The organism is Paraburkholderia tuberum STM678, assembly GCF_902833905.1.
Lineage (GTDB): Bacteria > Pseudomonadota > Gammaproteobacteria > Burkholderiales > Burkholderiaceae > Paraburkholderia > Paraburkholderia tuberum.
Genome location: NZ_CADFGP010000023.1, coordinates 52,217 through 67,492, shown reverse-complemented (window position 1 = coordinate 67,492; position 15,276 = coordinate 52,217). Strand labels below are relative to the sequence as shown.

The following is a 15,276-nucleotide window of genomic DNA, read 5'->3' as shown; positions in this document are numbered from 1 at the left end:
ACAACGCAAAGTCCGCGCGATCGGCCAAAACCGACCGCGCGGGCGTCTTTTTAAAACTGTGGATTCAACGCAGATTCATTTTCGCGCCGAGCGCCATCGCCCGAACCGCGCCGGCGCCGATGGCCGCGCCGAATTTGCGGGCAACGCGATCCGCAATGCTCTCTTTCACCGTGTAATCGACGATATCCGGCGCCTTGAAGATCTCACGCGCGACGTAATCTGCATCGCCAAAACCGTCCGTGAGTCCAAGTTCGACGCTCTTCTGCCCCGTCCAGAATAGACCCGAGAACATGTCCGACGTCTCGTGCAGACGCTTGCCGCGCCCTTGACGCACCGCGTCGATGAACTGCGCGTGGATCTGATCGAGCATAACCTGCGCATGTTCGTCCATCTTCGGCGTTTCGGGCGAAAACGGATCAAAAAAGCCTTTGTTCTCACCCGATGTGTGCAGTCGGCGCTGAATCCCCAACTTGTCCATCAGGCCGGTGAAACCAAAGCCGTCCATCAGCACGCCGATCGAACCGACGATACTCGCCTTGTCGACATAGATCTTCTCCGCCGCCGCGGCCGCGTAGTAGCCGCCGGACGCGCACATGTCGCCGACCACGACATACAGCGGAATAGACGGATATTTGCCGCGCAATCGCCGAATTTCGCTGTTGATAATGCCCGCTTGCACTGGACTGCCGCCCGGGCTGTTGCAATAAAGAATCACGCCGGCTGTATCGGAATCCTCAAACGCGGAATCGAGTGCAGTGTTGATATCTTGGGCGTTCGCACTCGTATCGGTCGCGATCTCGCCATCAAGCGAAACCATTGCCGTATGACGGCCAGTCGTGGCGACCCGCTCGCCCGAGAAGTTCAGCGCACCCCATACCGCCAGTGCGAGCACTACGAGGAACAGGAAGCGGAAGAAAATCCGCCAACGTCGCGAGGCGCGTTGCTCGTTGATCGCGGCCAGCGCGATGCGCTCGAGCGCGGCCCTTTCCCAGCCGGGCTGGTCGGCGGGTGCACGGGAGCCGCCTCCCGAGGCAGGGTCTTTTTCGGGGGTCAAGTTGTCGGACATGCGGACAGTGGAAAATTGGAAGAGGAAATCAGCGCGTAACCGGCAGCAAATCGCCGTCAGGCAGCCAGAATACCGCACGGCCCTCGAGCGTGTCGCGTTCCTCGACCTGCACGGGACGCAATCTGCCCCCGCGACACGGACCACCGACGCATTTGCCCGTATCCGGCGCGTAAATCGCGCCATGTGTCGCGCACATCAAGTATAAGCCGGACGATTCGAAGAACTGCCCTTCCTGCCAGTCGAGCTCCATCGGCACATGAGCGCAACGGTTCAAATAGCCGTAGGCGCAGCCATCATAGCGGACGAAAAACACCACGGCATCCTGCCCGCAGAGCCGCGCGTCGCGCCGGATGCCGTCGCCACCGTCGACCAGCTCGTCGGCCGCGCAAATGCGCACTGCCTGCGCAGCCGCGGCAGTAGTAGTATCCACGCCGTCGGCGCTCATGCGTTCTCCCGCAGCCAACCGGACAGATCGCTGATGCTCGACGCCACGAACTTCGGTGACATCGCATTCAGCGAATTCGCCGGATGCGCGCCATAAGTCACGCCAATGCCCGCCACGCCGGCGTTGAGCGCCATCTGCAGATCGTGTGTCGTATCGCCGACCATGACCGTGCGCGCCGTATCCTGCCCCAATTCGCGGGTGAGCTCGTGCAGCATGGCCGGATGCGGTTTCGAGAAGGTTTCGTCAGCGCAGCGCGTGCCGTCGAACAGGCTCGTCAGGCGCGCCTGGTCAAGCGCGCGATTGAGCCCGACGCGGCTCTTGCCGGTCGCGACCGCGAGCAGATAGCCGACGTCGCGCAACTCCTGGAGCATCTCGCGCACGCCGGGGAACAGCTCCGTAGTCTGGTCTTTTACAAGAAAATGAAAGCGGTAACGCTCAGAAAGCCGCGGGTAGTCGGCCGGATCGAGCGTCGGCGCGGCAATCTGCAGCGCGTCGCGCAGGCCGAGGCCGATGACGTAGCTCGCGGCTTCGTCCGCGGGAACCGGCAGGCGGAGATCGCGGCACGCCGCCTGGATGCTGCGCGTGATATGCGCGGTGGAATCCATCAGCGTGCCATCCCAGTCAAACACGATCAGATCGAATTGCTCTCTAGCCATGCAAGGTCGTCTCCGGGTTGAACCCAGTGCGTAGTTCGTTGAGTTGTTCTATAAAGCCGCGGCAGTCGGCAGGCAGCGGTGCCTCCAACTGCAGCGGCGCGCCCGTCGCCGGATGCGTGAGCTTGAGCCGGTAAGCGTGCAGAAACATCCGCTTGATGCCGGGCTTCGCGTTGGCGCGCGCAAGCGCCTTGTTCAGCGCGAAATCGCCATATTTGGCGTCACCGACGATCGGTAGTGCCAGATGCTGCAGATGCACGCGAATCTGGTGCGTACGCCCCGTCTTCAGTTCCGCCTCAAGCAGCGCATATTCCGGCCAGCGCTCGACCAGATTGAAGATCGTGTGCGAAGCGAGGCCATCGGCCTGCACGCGCACGCGGCGCTCGCCGTCGGCGGTCAGGTACTTGTGAAGTGGCTCCTTTACCGCGCGGCGGCGACCCCAGTCGCTCGCCCATTCGCCGTGCACGCACGCGTAGTAGCGCTTGTCCATCCGGTTATCGCGAATCTGCTCGTGCAGATTGACGAGCGCCGCGCGCTTCTTCGCGAGCATCAGGATGCCCGAGGTCTCTCGATCCAGTCGATGCACGAGTTCCAGGAATTTCGCCTGCGGCCGCGCCTCGCGCATCTGCTCGATCACACCGAACGCGACACCGCTGCCCCCGTGGACCGCAACGCCGGCCGGCTTGTCGATCACGAGCAGATGCTCGTCTTCGAACAGGATGTGAAAGCGCGGCGCGGGCACGGGCACGCGGGCTGCGGCCTGATTCGGCTGCGCGACGCGGATCGGCGGCACACGCACCAGATCGCCCAGTTCGAGCCGGTACTGCGCGTCGATCCGGCCCTTGTTCACGCGCACTTCACCGCTGCGCAGGATGCGATAAATATGGCTTTTCGGCACGCCCTTGCAGACGCGCAGCAGGAAATTGTCGATGCGCTGACCAGCCGAGCGGTCGTCGATTTCGATCAGCGAAACCTGGTCGCTTGAAACCGAGTCTTCGACCGCGCCTGCAACCGATCTCTGGGATGTTTTGCCTAACTCTTTCATTCTGAATATAATTTGCCCAGCAGTCCGCGACGGCCGGCGCAGTGTCCGGAATGCGGCGGATTGCGCGAGCGCAAGCGATAAACCGTTATTTTACTTGCGCCGGGGTCTGGTTGCTCGCCCTGAAAATGAGATGCAACAAGTTGCACGCACGAAGTCAGCTCCCGGCAGGGACGGCGCCCGCAGGCGCGTTCGGTCAAGGTCGGCTTCGACGGTAACGGAATTTTGGTAAAAAAGAATTTAGCTTTCAGCTTCGTGATCCGGGTGGTATGACGCCCAGCTGGACGAAGCTGCAAGTCGCGAAAATACGGCGTGCGCCCAAGGCGTCTTGTAGAAAGTACAAGACATGGCGACGTCAAAAGAAGGCGAGACACCCCCAGCAGGAAAAGACGCGCCGCCTGCGCGAACTTCCCGTTGCGGCATGACCGCGGACTTCGGCCCTTTGCTCGCGCGCCCATTTGGCGCGCCGGCTTCAGAGGGCGAAGACTTATGAAGGTCTGCTGGCTAAACGCGGCGTGTCAGGCCATGATTTGAAGCCGTGTTCGCATGTGCCCTGCGGCACCGTGCCCTTTTTTTTATCGGGCTGGGCCCTCTCAGGCAATTCTCCCGCCATCTTTCCCGCTCCAGCGTGTTTGTGAAAACACAATAAGACGCGGCACGCCTACTCTCCCCGCTCTCGCGACTGACAACCGCGCAGCTGGGCTGGCGAGGCCGCTCTGGAGCCGTTCAATGAAACGAATGTTGTTCAACGCGACGCAGCAGGAAGAGCTGCGCGTCGCCATCGTCGATGGGCAAAAACTCATCGACATCGATATCGAAACCGCCGGTCGCGAACAGCGCAAAGGCAATATTTACAAGGGCATCATCACGCGCATCGAGCCGTCGCTCGAGGCCTGCTTCGTCAACTACGGCGAAGACCGTCACGGCTTCCTGCCGTTCAAGGAAGTCGCCCGCCAGTACTTCCGCGACGGCGTCGACATGCGTTCCGCACGCATTCAGGACGCATTGAAGGAAGGTCAGGAACTGATCGTCCAGGTCGAAAAGGAAGAACGCGGCAACAAGGGCGCAGCCTTGACCACGTTCATCTCGCTCGCCGGCCGCTATCTGGTGCTGATGCCGAACAACCCGCGCGGCGGCGGCGTGTCGCGCCGGATCGAAGGCGACGACCGTCAGGAACTGCGCGAAACCATGGCGCAGCTGCAACTGCCGGAAGGCATGAGCATCATCGCGCGCACGGCCGGCATCGGCCGCAGCGCCGAAGAGCTGCAGTGGGACCTGAACTACCTGATGCAGCTGTGGCGCGCAATCGAAGCCGCGTCGCAAAGTGGCACGGCCGGCCAGCCGATGCTGATCTATCTCGAATCGAGCCTCGTGATCCGCGCGATTCGCGACTACTTCCAGCCCGATATCGGCGAAATCCTGATCGACACGACCGAAATCCATGACCAGGCCCGCGCCTTCATGGACATCGTGATGCCGGACAACGTCGGCAAGGTAAAGCGCTACCACGACGACGTGCCGCTCTTCTCGCGCTTCCAGATCGAGCACCAGATCGAAACCGCGTACTCACGCACCGTGCCGCTGCCGTCGGGCGGCGCGATCGTCATCGATCACACCGAAGCGCTCGTCGCGATCGACGTGAACTCGGCGCGCGCCACCAAAGGCGCGGACATCGAGGAAACGGCCGCGCGCACGAACCTCGAAGCCGCCGACGAAGTCGCTCGCCAGCTGCGTCTGCGCGACCTGGGCGGCCTGATCGTGATCGACTTCATCGACATGGAATCGGCCAAGAGCCAGCGCGAAGTCGAACAGCGCCTGAAAGACGCGCTGAAGCACGACCGCGCCCGCGTCCAGATGGGCAAGATCTCGCGCTTCGGCCTCATGGAGCTGTCGCGTCAGCGTCTGCGTCCGGCGCTGTCGGAAGGCAGCCACGTCACGTGTCCGCGCTGTAACGGCACGGGCCACATCCGCGATACCGAATCGTCCGCGCTGCAAGTGCTGCGGATCATTCAGGAAGAAGCGATGAAGGAAAACACCGCGGCGATCCACTGCCAGGTGCCGGTCGAAGTGACCGCCTTCCTGTTGAACGAGAAGCGCGCCGAAATCAACAAGATCGAGTCGCGTTTCAAGGTCAACGTCGTGCTGATCCCGAATAAGCACCTCGACACGCCGCACTACAAGCTCGAGCGTCTGCGTCACGACGACGCGCGCCTCGACGAGCCGCGCGCATCGTGGAAGATGGCCGAAGAAGCGGCCCGCGAACTCGAATCGGAAACCGGCTACAGCAAGCGCGCTGAGGAAGTGAAGCCGAAGCAGGAAGCGGCGGTCAAGGGCATCACGCCCGAGAAGCCGGCTCCGAGCGCGCCGGCCCGCCCGGCGGCCATCCCCGCTCCGGTCGCGGTGACGCCGGCCAGTGGCGGCTTCATCGGCTGGCTGAAGAATCTGTTCGGCATGCAGCCGGCTGTTCCGGCACCTGCGGCGCCGGCCACCACCGACAAGCAGGCCCGTCCGCAACGCGGTGAACGCACCGAGCGCGGTGAGCGCACGGGCGAGCGCGGCGGCGATCGAAACCGCAATCGCCGTGGCGGCGCCGGCGGTCGCGACGCGGCAGCGCGTGGCGAAGGCGTGACCGGCGGCCGTCAGGCGCAAGGTCAGCAGCCGTCGCCGCGTCGCGAGGAACGCGAAGGCCGCGAGGCACGCGAGGGCCGCGAACCGCGCGCGCCGCGTGAGCAACGCGAACCGCGTGAGGCCCGTGAAGGCCGTGAACCGCGTGAGGCTCGCGAGCCGCGTGAAGCGCGTGAACCGCGCGAGGCTCGCGAACGCGACACCCGCGGCGCCGAGCGCGCGGAAGCCGTCGAAGGCACGGCACGCGGTGAGCGTCGCGAGCGTGGCGAGCGCGCTGAACGCGTCGAGCGTGGCGAGCGTCGCAAGCCGCAGGCGGAAGTCGCCTCGGCGCTGACGCAAACCGACACGCAAGCTGCCGACGAACTGGCGCGCAACCGCGCCGCAGCGGGTGAAAACGGCGTGCCGGTCGATCAGGAAACAGTCGCACGTGACGGCGAAGAGCGTCGTCGTCGCCGCCGTGGCCGTCGTGGTGGTCGTCGCGAGCGTGAAGAGGACGTGAATGGCAATCTCGCGGCGGATGTCGCGGAAGCAGAAGGCGACAACGTTGCCGCCAGCGACGAAGCGCCGGTGCGCACCCAGCAGCCGGTCGAGCACACGCCTGCAGCCAGCGAAGCGAAGGAAGTGACCCCGGTCGAAGTGGTGGTCGCCGCTGTCGCAACGGAAAGCGCCGTCGTGGCCGAACTGCATGCGGCAGCCGAAACGCCGGCTCTCGCCGCGGAAAATGCCGCGAAGACCGAAAAGGTCGTGCCGGTCGAAGAGGCCCCGGCGGCGTCGATCGAACCCGTGGCGGCGGAGCCGGCTATCGAAGCGCCAGCGCAGGCAGAGCAAGCCGCGTCGGCCGCGAGCGAACCGGTTACGCCGGCCGCTTCGGTCGAATCCGCCGCGCGTGCCGGATCCCCGGCAGTCGAGCCGGCCCTGGAAGTGCAGCCGACCGTCCCGACCGAACCGCGAGCCGTCCCGGCTGCGCTCGACACCGCGGCTCCGGCCACGATCGTCGAGGCGCCGGCAGCCGTGCCGGCACCGCAGGCCGAAATCGTCGAGCCGCAACCGGTCGTCGCATCGGAACCGGCCGCGGTCGAACCGGCGCCCGTCGCCGCGGCCCCGCAGCCGGCCCCCGTCCGCAGCGCAGCCCCCGCCGCCGCGTCGGCCGACGCCTTGCAGCCGGTCCTCGAGCAGGCTGGCCTGGTCTGGGTGAACACTGACGCCGACAAGCTGCGTGCCGCGCAGGAAGCGGCGGCGCAGACCGTCAAGCCGCCGCGCGTGATCCGTGAGCGCAAGGCGCTGCCGCCAGACGACCACGCGCCGATGCAACAGGTCGAAACGATCAAGCATCCGCAGTAAGCCGCGTCGTTGTTCGTGAAAAAGCCCGCCCTTTCCGGCGGGCTTTTTCTTTAGGCGGTCGTTTGTCGCCGCGCGCCGCGCCGCGAGCCGCGCCGCTCCCCGTATACCCCCACAACGTCCGTCGCGCATCTGCCGCCACCGGCATTTCCGATAGAATCAAATCATCCCCGTCCGTTAAAGCACCTGACGAACCATTTCATGTCACGACGCATCATCCCTGTTGCCGATCTCAGCGCGGCGCCGGTCATCACCGGCCCAGTGCAGACACCTAGCGGCGTGCTGCACGATGCGCTCGCGCGTCCGCTGCACGATCTGCGCATCTCGGTGACGGACCGCTGCAACTTCCGCTGCGTGTATTGCATGCCGCGCGCCGTGTTCGACAAGGACTATGCTTTCCTGCCGCACAGCGCGTTGTTGAGTTTCGAGGAGATCGAGCGGCTCGCGCAGTTGTTCGTCGCGCATGGCGTCGAGAAAATTCGCCTGACCGGCGGCGAGCCGCTACTGCGCAAAAACCTCGAATTCCTGGTCGACCGGCTCGCCCGGTTGACCACGCCCGCGGGCCGTCCGCTCGATCTCACGCTGACCACCAACGGCTCGCTGCTCGCGCGCAAGGCGCGCAGCCTGAAGGACGCCGGCCTCACGCGCGTGACCGTCAGCCTCGATGCGCTCGACGACGCGCTGTTCCGCCGCATGAACGACGCCGACTTCGCGGTCGCCGACGTGCTCGACGGCATCGCCGCCGCGCACGCGGTCGGACTCGCGCCGGTCAAAGTAAACATGGTCGTCAAACGCGGTACCAACGACGGCGAAATCGTCCCCATGGCGCGTCATTTCAAAGGCACGGGCGCGGTGCTGCGCTTCATCGAGTACATGGACGTCGGCACCTCGAACGGCTGGAACATGACCGAAGTGCTGCCTTCCGCCGAGGTCGTCACGCGCATCGCCGAGCATTTCCCGCTGGTGCCGCTCGAAGCGCACAGCGCCGCCGAAACTGCGCAACGCTGGGGTTATGTCGACGGCGGCGGCGAGATCGGCGTCATTTCGAGCGTCACCCGCGCGTTCTGCGGCAATTGCACGCGCGCGCGTTTGTCGACCGAGGGCAAGCTATACCTGTGCCTGTTCGCATCGACCGGACATGACTTGCGCGCGCTGTTGCGCGGCGGTGCGAGCGATGCCGGGATCGCCACCGCCATCGCCGAAATCTGGCAGGGCCGCGGCGACCGCTACTCGCAGCTGCGCGGCAGCCAGCCGGCCGATCAGGGCGAGCCGGCCAAGCGTCGCGTGGAAATGTCCTACATCGGCGGCTGAGCGGCCGACGCATGTCCATCCCCCGCGAACAGATCACTGGCCTCGTGCTCGCGGGCGGGCGCGGCACGCGCATGGGCGGCGTCGACAAGGGGTTGCAGCCGCTGCACGGCGAACCGCTCGCCGCTCACGTGCTGCGGCGCCTCGCGCCGCAGACCGGCCCGCTGATGATCAGCGCGAACCGCCATCCCGACACCTATGCGGCGCTCGGCGCGCCATATCGCGCAACGCTCGTCGCCGACACCCTCCCCGACTTTCCCGGCCCGCTCGCCGGCATGCTCGCCGGACTGCGCGCCGCCGGCACGGCGTACCTGCTGAGCGCGCCCTGCGATTCGCCGTGGCTACCGGCCGACCTCGCCGCGCGCCTCGCGGATGCGCTCGACGCGAACCACGCCGACATCGCAACGGTCACCACCGTCGACACCGGTGGAGAAACCTCCCTGCACCCGGTATTCGCGCTGATGCGCACCGCCGTCGCGGACGACCTGGCCGCGTTTCTGGCCTCCGGCGAGCGCAAGGTCCGCGCGTGGTACGCGCGCCACAAGACGGTCGAAGTCGTCTTTGCCGACGAGCGCGCGTTCTACAATGCCAACTCGTTACAAGAACTCGCCGACCTCGAACGCAATCGGGGCCCCGGCTGACATCCGCTCCGGCCGCACGGCAACAGCCGCGCCCATCACCGGTCGCGACGCCCAGCCATTCATGACCACGCTCAACGACTTTTCCCGCTGCGTCGCGCAGTACGATCCTCATGCGCTACCCGTCCCGGCCGCTCAGGCGATCGTCCGGCAGTGGGCGACGCCGGTCGCGGCCGTCGAGCGCCTGGCGTTGCGCGATGCACTCGACCGCGTGCTAGCCGCCGACATCGTGTCGCCGATCGACGTGCCCGCGCACGACAACTCCGCGATGGACGGCTATGCGTTCAATCACGCGGCGCTCGCGGCCGCTATGCGAGGCGGCGCGGACAGCGTCGAGCTGACGGTCGCCGGCAAGGCGCTCGCCGGTCATCCGTTCGCGGGCCGCGTCGCGGCGAACCAGTGCGTGCGCGTGATGACGGGCGCCTGCATGCCTGCCGGTTGCGACACCGTCGTGCCGCAGGAACAGGTGGAGCGCGACGGTGCGGATTCCACCTCGATCCGCTTCGCCGCCAGCGCGGCGGCGGCGGGTGCGAACCGCCGCCGCGCCGGCGAAGATCTCGCGCGCGGCCACGTCGCGCTGCATGCCGGCCGCATCGTGCGCGCGTCGGACCTCGGCCTGCTCGCGTCGCTCGGCATTGGCGAAGTCAGCGTGCGGCGGCGTTTGCGCGTCGCGTTCTTTTCGACCGGCGACGAACTGCGCTCGCTCGGCGAGCCGCTCGACGCGGGCTCGGTCTACGACAGCAACCGCTACACGCTGTTTGCGATGCTGCGGCACCTGAACGTCGACGCGCTCGATCTCGGCGTCGTGCGTGACGAGCCGGCCGCGCTCGAAGCCGCGCTGCGCAGTGCCGCGGCCAACGCCGACGTGGTGCTGACTTCGGGCGGCGTGTCGGTGGGCGAAGCGGACTTCACGAAGCAGCTGCTACAGACCTTCGGCGACGTCGCCTTCTGGAGTCTCGCGATGCGCCCCGGCCGGCCGCTCGCGTTCGGCCGCCTGTGGTCCGGCGCACAGCCCGGGCTCGGCAAACCTGCGCTATTCTTCGGCCTGCCCGGCAACCCGGTCGCCGTGATGGTGACGTTCTATCAGATCGTGCGCGAAGCGCTGCTGCTGATGGCCGGCGCGACGCCGCGGCCGCTGCCGGTGATTCACGCGACGAGCCGCGTGGCGGTGGGCAAGCGCGCGGGCCGCACCGAATTCCAGCGCGGCATCGCCGAACAGGACGCGCACGGACACTGGCATGTGAGCCCGACCGGGTCGCAAAGCTCAGGCGTGCTGAGCTCGATGAGCGAAGCGAACTGCTTCATCGTGCTCGGCCACGACGAGGGCGACATCGACGTCGGCGATCGCGTGTCGATCATGCTGTTCGACGGTCTCATCTGACGTTCCAGGCGGCGCATCGATCGCACGACATCGGCACCACAGCAGCACTTCATCGACACGCCACCCACTATCACTACTACGACACACACGGGTTTGACTTACATGAAAAAACAGATCTCGTTCATCGCACCAGGACAGACGGCCAAAGCGCTGATCCTCGTGTATCTGACGTTCTCGGTGCCGATCGTGCTGCTCGGCGTGGTGGTCGCGTTCGTGCGCTATGGCTCGGTCGAGCTGAGCACGGTGTTCAGCGCGCTGCTGCTGAACGCGATCCTCGGCTTCGTGCTGTTGTGGATCGCGTGCCACGCCTACAACTGGGTCGCGTCGCGCTTCGGTGGTATCGAAATCCATCTGGCCGACGCACCGGAAGAAGCGTAATGCCCGCGACGATCCGCGCCGCCAAGCCCGCGGATACCGGCGCGATCTTCGCGCTCACCTACGAACTCGCGCAGTTCGAGAACCTCACGCACATCTTCGTCGCGACGGAACATAGCCTGCGCGACGCGCTGTTCGGCGCGCGGCCGTCGATCGAAGCGCTGGTTGCCGAAGACGCGGGGAGCATCGTGGGCTATGCACTGTTCTTCCACAATTTTTCGAGCTTCGCGGGCCGCCGCGGGCTCTATCTCGAAGACGTCTACGTGCAGCCCGCGCAGCGGGGCAGCGGGCTCGGCACCGCGCTTCTGCGACACGTCGCGGCACTGGCGGTGGAGCGGCAATGCGCGCGCTTCGAGTGGACCGTGCTCGACTGGAATCAGCCGGCGATCAGCTTCTATCAGAAGATGGGGGCGACGGTGTTGCCGGACTGGCGCGTCGTGCGCGTGACGGGCGATGCGCTGGCGCGGCTGGCTGCAAGGGCGTGAATTCCAGTGCCTCGCCCCTCATTGCTCATCAGGCTCCACATTCGACAGCGCATCGCCGAGCAACCCGCTCGCCTCGTCGCCCGGTAACGCCTCGACGTCGCGCAGCTTGCGGTTCATCATGCGCGTGCGCGTTTCCGCGGCCTCAATCGAACGCGTGACGGTTTCGAGCTGCGCCTTGGTCTTCGCGAGCACGTCGCCGAATTTGCCGAACTCCGTCTTCACCGCGCCGAGTACCTGCCACACCTCGCTCGAACGCTTTTCGATCGCGAGCGTGCGGAAACCCATCTGCAGACTATTGAGCAACGCGGTCAGCGTGGTCGGCCCCGCAATCGTCACGCGATAGTCCCGCTGCAGCAGATCCGTGAGTCCCGGTCGGCGCAGCACTTCCGCGTACAGGCCTTCGGTCGGCAGGAACAGCAGCGCGAAGTCGGTCGTATGCGGCGGCGCCACGTACTTCTCCGCGATCGTGCGCGCCTCCGCGCGAATTCGCACTTCGAGCGCGCGCGATGCTTCCTCGACCGCGACCGGATCGGCGCGCTCCTGCGCTTCGATCAGCCGCTCGTAGTCCTCGCGCGGGAATTTGGCGTCGATCGGTAGCCATACCGGCGTATTCGCGCCGCCGGGCTCCGGCCGCCCCGGCAGACGAATCGCGAACTCCACGCGATCGGCGCTCTTCGGCACCGTCGCGACGTTCTTCGCGTATTGATCGACGGTCAGCACTTGTTCGAGCAAGGCTTCGAGCTGCACTTCGCCCCACGTGCCGCGCGTCTTCACGTTGGTCAGCACGCGCTTCAGATCGCCGACGCCGGCCGCCAGCGTCTGCATTTCACCGAGGCCGCGATGCACCTGTTCGAGCCGGTCGGACACGAGCTTGAACGACTCGCCGAGACGCTGCTCAAGCGTTGCGTGCAGTTTTTCGTCCACGGTGCGGCGCATTTCCTCGAGCCGCGTCGCGTTGTTCGCCTCGATGTCCTTCAGACGCTGCTCGATCGTCGCGCGCACTTCGGCGAAGCGCCGGTCGTTCGCCTCGGTAAGTTGCCCGAGTTGCAGGCTCAGCGTGTCGCCGAACTGCTTCAGCGAGCGGCCCTGCTCGTCGCGCGCCTGCTGCGCCTGTGCCTGCAGGCTGTGACGCACGGCGTCGAGCTGTTGCGCGAAGCCGTCGATCTTGCCGCCCTGCACCGTCGTCATGCTGCTGAACTGCGCGGCGAGCGTCTGCTGAAAATGCGCGAAGCTGCTGCTTTGCTCGGTGCGCGACACGCGCGCGGTCTCGGCGATGTCGTTGCGCAGTTGCCGCTCGAGCCGCTCGGCGGTATGCGCCTGCGCGTCGACGACGGCATCGACGCGTTCGTTCAGCATCTCGAACTGTTCGCGCTGCTCCGGGCGGTCGTGACCGCGTAGCAGCAAGGCGAGTGCGATCACGAGGGCAACCGCCAGCACCGCGACGGCCGCCACCAGAATCATTGTCATGAACGCGCCTTGCCGATCACGTCGGGGTTGATCGGATTCGGCGGCTGACCGGCGCGCGGTCCTGCGCCGAGGCCGGCGATCAGGTTGTCCGCGGCGAGATTCGCCATGGCGCGGCGCGTGGTTTCGGTCGCGCTCGCGATGTGCGGCGTCAGCACGACGTTCGGCACGTTCAGCAGCGCCGGGTGCAGCTGCGGCTCGCCTTCGAACACGTCCAGACCGGCCGCCGCGATGCGCCTGTCACGCAGCGCGTCGGCCAACGCCGCATCGTCGACGATGCCGCCGCGCGCGATGTTGGTGAGCGTCGCGCTCGGCTTCATCAGCGCCAGTTCGGCCGCGCCGATCGTATGGTGGTTGCCTTTGTTGTACGGCAGCACCAGCACGACGTGGTCGGCGCGCCGCAGCAGATCCTCTTTCGACACGTACTCCGCGTTCAGCTCGGCCTCGATTTGCGGCGCGACGCGCGAGCGATTGTGATAGATGACCCGCATGTTGAAGCCCTGCGCGCGCCGCGCGAGCGCCTGGCCGATGCGGCCCATGCCGATCACGCCGAGCGTCGAACCGTATAGGTCGCTGCCGAGGAAGCCATCGTAGCTCCACTTCTGCCAATGTCCGGCGCGCAGCCAGTGCTCCGATTCGGCGATGCGGCGCGCGGCGGCCATCATCAGCGCCCAGCCGAAATCGGCGGTCGATTCGTTCAGCACGTCCGGCGTGTTGGTGCCGAGTACGTTCGCCGCGTTGAACGCGGCCATGTCGAAGTTGTTGTAGCCGACCGCCATGTTCGACACGACGCGCAGACGCGGCGCCGCGGCGAGCACGCCCGCGTCGATCATCTCGCCGGCCGTCAGCGCGCCGTCCTTGTCCGCGAGACGGCGCTTCAGTTCGTCGGCGGGCAACACGTCGCCCTCGTTCCAGTCGACGTCGAAGTACTGCTTGAGCCGGTCGATCACGTCGGGAAAGATCGAACGGGCAACGAGGATTTTCTGCAATGCAAGTCTCCGTATCGCACGTCGAGGGATTGTCTCGGCGTTGCAGAGTCAGCGTTCAAAAAAGAGCCAGCCGGTCAGCGCGAACAACGGCAGCAGCACCGCGCCGGACCAGCCCAGATACGCAAAAAAGCTCGGCATGCGAACGCCGCGCGATTGCGCGATCGCCTTCACCATGAAGTTCGGCGCGTTGCCGATGTAGGTGTTCGCGCCCATGAACACGGCGCCGGCCGAAATCGCCGCGAGCGTGGTCGCGCCGGTGGTCATCAAGGTCTGCGCATCGCCGCCGGCCAGGTTGAAGAACACGAGGTAGGTCGGCGCGTTGTCGAGAAACGAAGATAGCAGGCCGGTCGCCCAGAAATACATGATGTCGCGCGGCTCGCCTGACGAATCATTGACCAGATGGACGATGCCCGCGAACGCGCCGGCTTCTCCCGCGCGCAGGATCATGATGACCGGCACGATCGTCACGAAGATGCCGGCGAACAGTTTGGCGACTTCCTCGATCGGCGCCCAGTTGAAGTCGTTGCCCGCGCGGGCCGCGCGCGGTGTCCACGCGAGCGATAGCAGCGTGACGACGATCAGCGCGGCGTCGCGCACGATGTTTTGCAACGCGACGTGCGTGCCGAGCACGTCGAATGTGATTTGCGGGCGCCACAGTCCGCTCATCATCACGAACGCGATCAGCGCGGCGAGCAGCACGAAATTGATCTTGCCGTCGATGCCGAGCGGCGCGCCGTCGGGCGTCGGATCGAGGAAAGCTGAACGCACCTCCTCGCGCTTGTGAAAGTAGTACGAGTCGAGCGCATAGAACGCGGCGAGCAGCATGCCGCTCACGAACAGCATCGGCCGCGCGAGATGCGTGGTGGTCCAGAAAAAGCTCACGCCTTCGAGAAAACCGAGGAACAGCGGCGGGTCGCCGAGCGGCGACAGCGCGCCACCGACGTTCGCGACGAGGAAGATGAAGAACACGACCACGTGGGTCACGTGGCGGCGATTGTCGTTTGCGCGCAGCAACGGGCGGATCAGCAGCATCGCCGCGCCGGTCGTACCCATCACGCTCGCGAGCAAGGTGCCGAGCGCGAGAATCGCGGTGTTCAGACGCGGTGTGCCATGCAGGTTGCCGCGCACGCAGATGCCGCCCGCGACGGTATAGAGCGCGGTCAGCAGGATGATGAACGGGATGTACTCGTCGAGCATGGCATGCGCGAGCGCGCCGAGCGCCGCGCTCGCGCCGAAGCTCACGGCAAGCGGCACGATGAACGCGAGCGCCCACGCCGCGGCGATCTTGCCGAAGTGGTGATGCCAGAGGGCTGGCGCGATCAGCGGAAGGATCGCGATCGACAGCAGCACACCCGCGAAGGGCAAGCCCCACAACGCCGACAAGCGCGCGCCGTCGAGGAGCGTCTCAGCCTGCACGGACGGCGAGCACAGCGCAAGCATCGACGCAACGGCGAGCCACCGGCCCGC

The 15,276-nt window shown here is 66.0% G+C and carries 13 protein-coding genes; 6 read left to right on the top strand and 7 right to left on the bottom strand.

Annotated elements, in window-relative coordinates; genetic code table 11:
• Positions 1-64: 64 nt before the first annotated feature.
• The 4 genes from HWY30_RS20935 to HWY30_RS20920 are packed head-to-tail and all read right to left on the bottom strand — an operon-like array spanning position 65 to position 3,209.
• On the bottom strand, positions 65-1,066 hold the full coding sequence (locus HWY30_RS20935; protein WP_090801185.1) for a S49 family peptidase: 1,002 nt from the start codon (positions 1,064-1,066) through the stop codon (positions 65-67).
• A 28-nt stretch (positions 1,067-1,094) separates the two neighbouring features.
• Positions 1,095-1,511: a Rieske (2Fe-2S) protein gene (locus HWY30_RS20930; protein ID WP_090801187.1), complete on the bottom strand. Its 417-nt coding sequence runs from the start codon at positions 1,509-1,511 to the stop codon at positions 1,095-1,097.
• The gene (locus tag HWY30_RS20925) at positions 1,508-2,167 is read right to left on the bottom strand and encodes an HAD-IA family hydrolase (protein WP_090801188.1); all 660 of its coding nucleotides are present in this window, start codon (positions 2,165-2,167) and stop codon (positions 1,508-1,510) included. The genes HWY30_RS20930 and HWY30_RS20925 overlap by 4 nt, the downstream gene beginning before the upstream one ends.
• Entirely contained in the window at positions 2,160-3,209 is a 1,050-nt protein-coding gene (locus HWY30_RS20920; RefSeq protein ID WP_090801189.1) for an RluA family pseudouridine synthase, read from the bottom strand. Before HWY30_RS20920 ends, HWY30_RS20925 begins: the two co-directional genes overlap by 8 nt.
• Positions 3,210-3,935: 726 nt before the next feature.
• Here HWY30_RS20920 and HWY30_RS20915 point away from each other — a divergent pair.
• The 6 genes from HWY30_RS20915 to HWY30_RS20890 all read left to right on the top strand — a co-directional run bounded on the left by HWY30_RS20915 (position 3,936) and on the right by HWY30_RS20890 (position 11,356).
• Entirely contained in the window at positions 3,936-7,172 is a 3,237-nt protein-coding gene (locus tag HWY30_RS20915) for an Rne/Rng family ribonuclease (protein WP_090801191.1), read from the top strand.
• 198 nt (positions 7,173-7,370) lie between these two features.
• On the top strand, positions 7,371-8,480 hold the full coding sequence (gene moaA, locus HWY30_RS20910; RefSeq protein ID WP_090801193.1) for a GTP 3',8-cyclase MoaA: 1,110 nt from the start codon (positions 7,371-7,373) through the stop codon (positions 8,478-8,480).
• A gap of 11 nt (positions 8,481-8,491) precedes the next feature.
• Positions 8,492-9,118, top strand: coding sequence for a molybdenum cofactor guanylyltransferase MobA (gene mobA / locus HWY30_RS20905; RefSeq protein ID WP_090801195.1), 627 nt, complete (start codon positions 8,492-8,494; stop codon positions 9,116-9,118).
• Positions 9,119-9,179: 61 nt separating this feature from the next.
• Complete coding sequence (gene moeA, locus HWY30_RS20900; protein ID WP_090801197.1) at positions 9,180-10,496, top strand: molybdopterin molybdotransferase MoeA; 1,317 nt, start codon at positions 9,180-9,182, stop codon at positions 10,494-10,496.
• A 102-nt stretch (positions 10,497-10,598) separates the two neighbouring features.
• Positions 10,599-10,874, top strand: coding sequence for a hypothetical protein (locus HWY30_RS20895; RefSeq protein WP_008923126.1), 276 nt, complete (start codon positions 10,599-10,601; stop codon positions 10,872-10,874).
• A complete protein-coding gene (locus HWY30_RS20890) occupies positions 10,874-11,356 on the top strand; it encodes a GNAT family N-acetyltransferase (RefSeq protein WP_090801199.1) in 483 nt (160 codons plus the stop codon). The genes HWY30_RS20895 and HWY30_RS20890 overlap by 1 nt, the downstream gene beginning before the upstream one ends.
• An 18-nt stretch (positions 11,357-11,374) precedes the next feature.
• Here HWY30_RS20890 and HWY30_RS20885 read toward each other — a convergent pair whose 3' ends face one another.
• The 3 genes from HWY30_RS20885 to HWY30_RS20875 are packed head-to-tail and all read right to left on the bottom strand — an operon-like array spanning position 11,375 to position 15,249.
• Complete coding sequence (locus HWY30_RS20885; protein ID WP_090801201.1) at positions 11,375-12,823, bottom strand: DNA recombination protein RmuC; 1,449 nt, start codon at positions 12,821-12,823, stop codon at positions 11,375-11,377.
• Positions 12,820-13,809, bottom strand: a complete 990-nt coding sequence (locus HWY30_RS20880) for a 2-hydroxyacid dehydrogenase (protein WP_090801203.1) — start codon at positions 13,807-13,809, stop codon at positions 12,820-12,822. Before HWY30_RS20880 ends, HWY30_RS20885 begins: the two co-directional genes overlap by 4 nt.
• Before the next feature lie 48 nt (positions 13,810-13,857).
• Entirely contained in the window at positions 13,858-15,249 is a 1,392-nt protein-coding gene (locus tag HWY30_RS20875) for a sodium:proton antiporter (protein WP_244144953.1), read from the bottom strand.
• Positions 15,250-15,276: the final 27 nt, after the last annotated feature.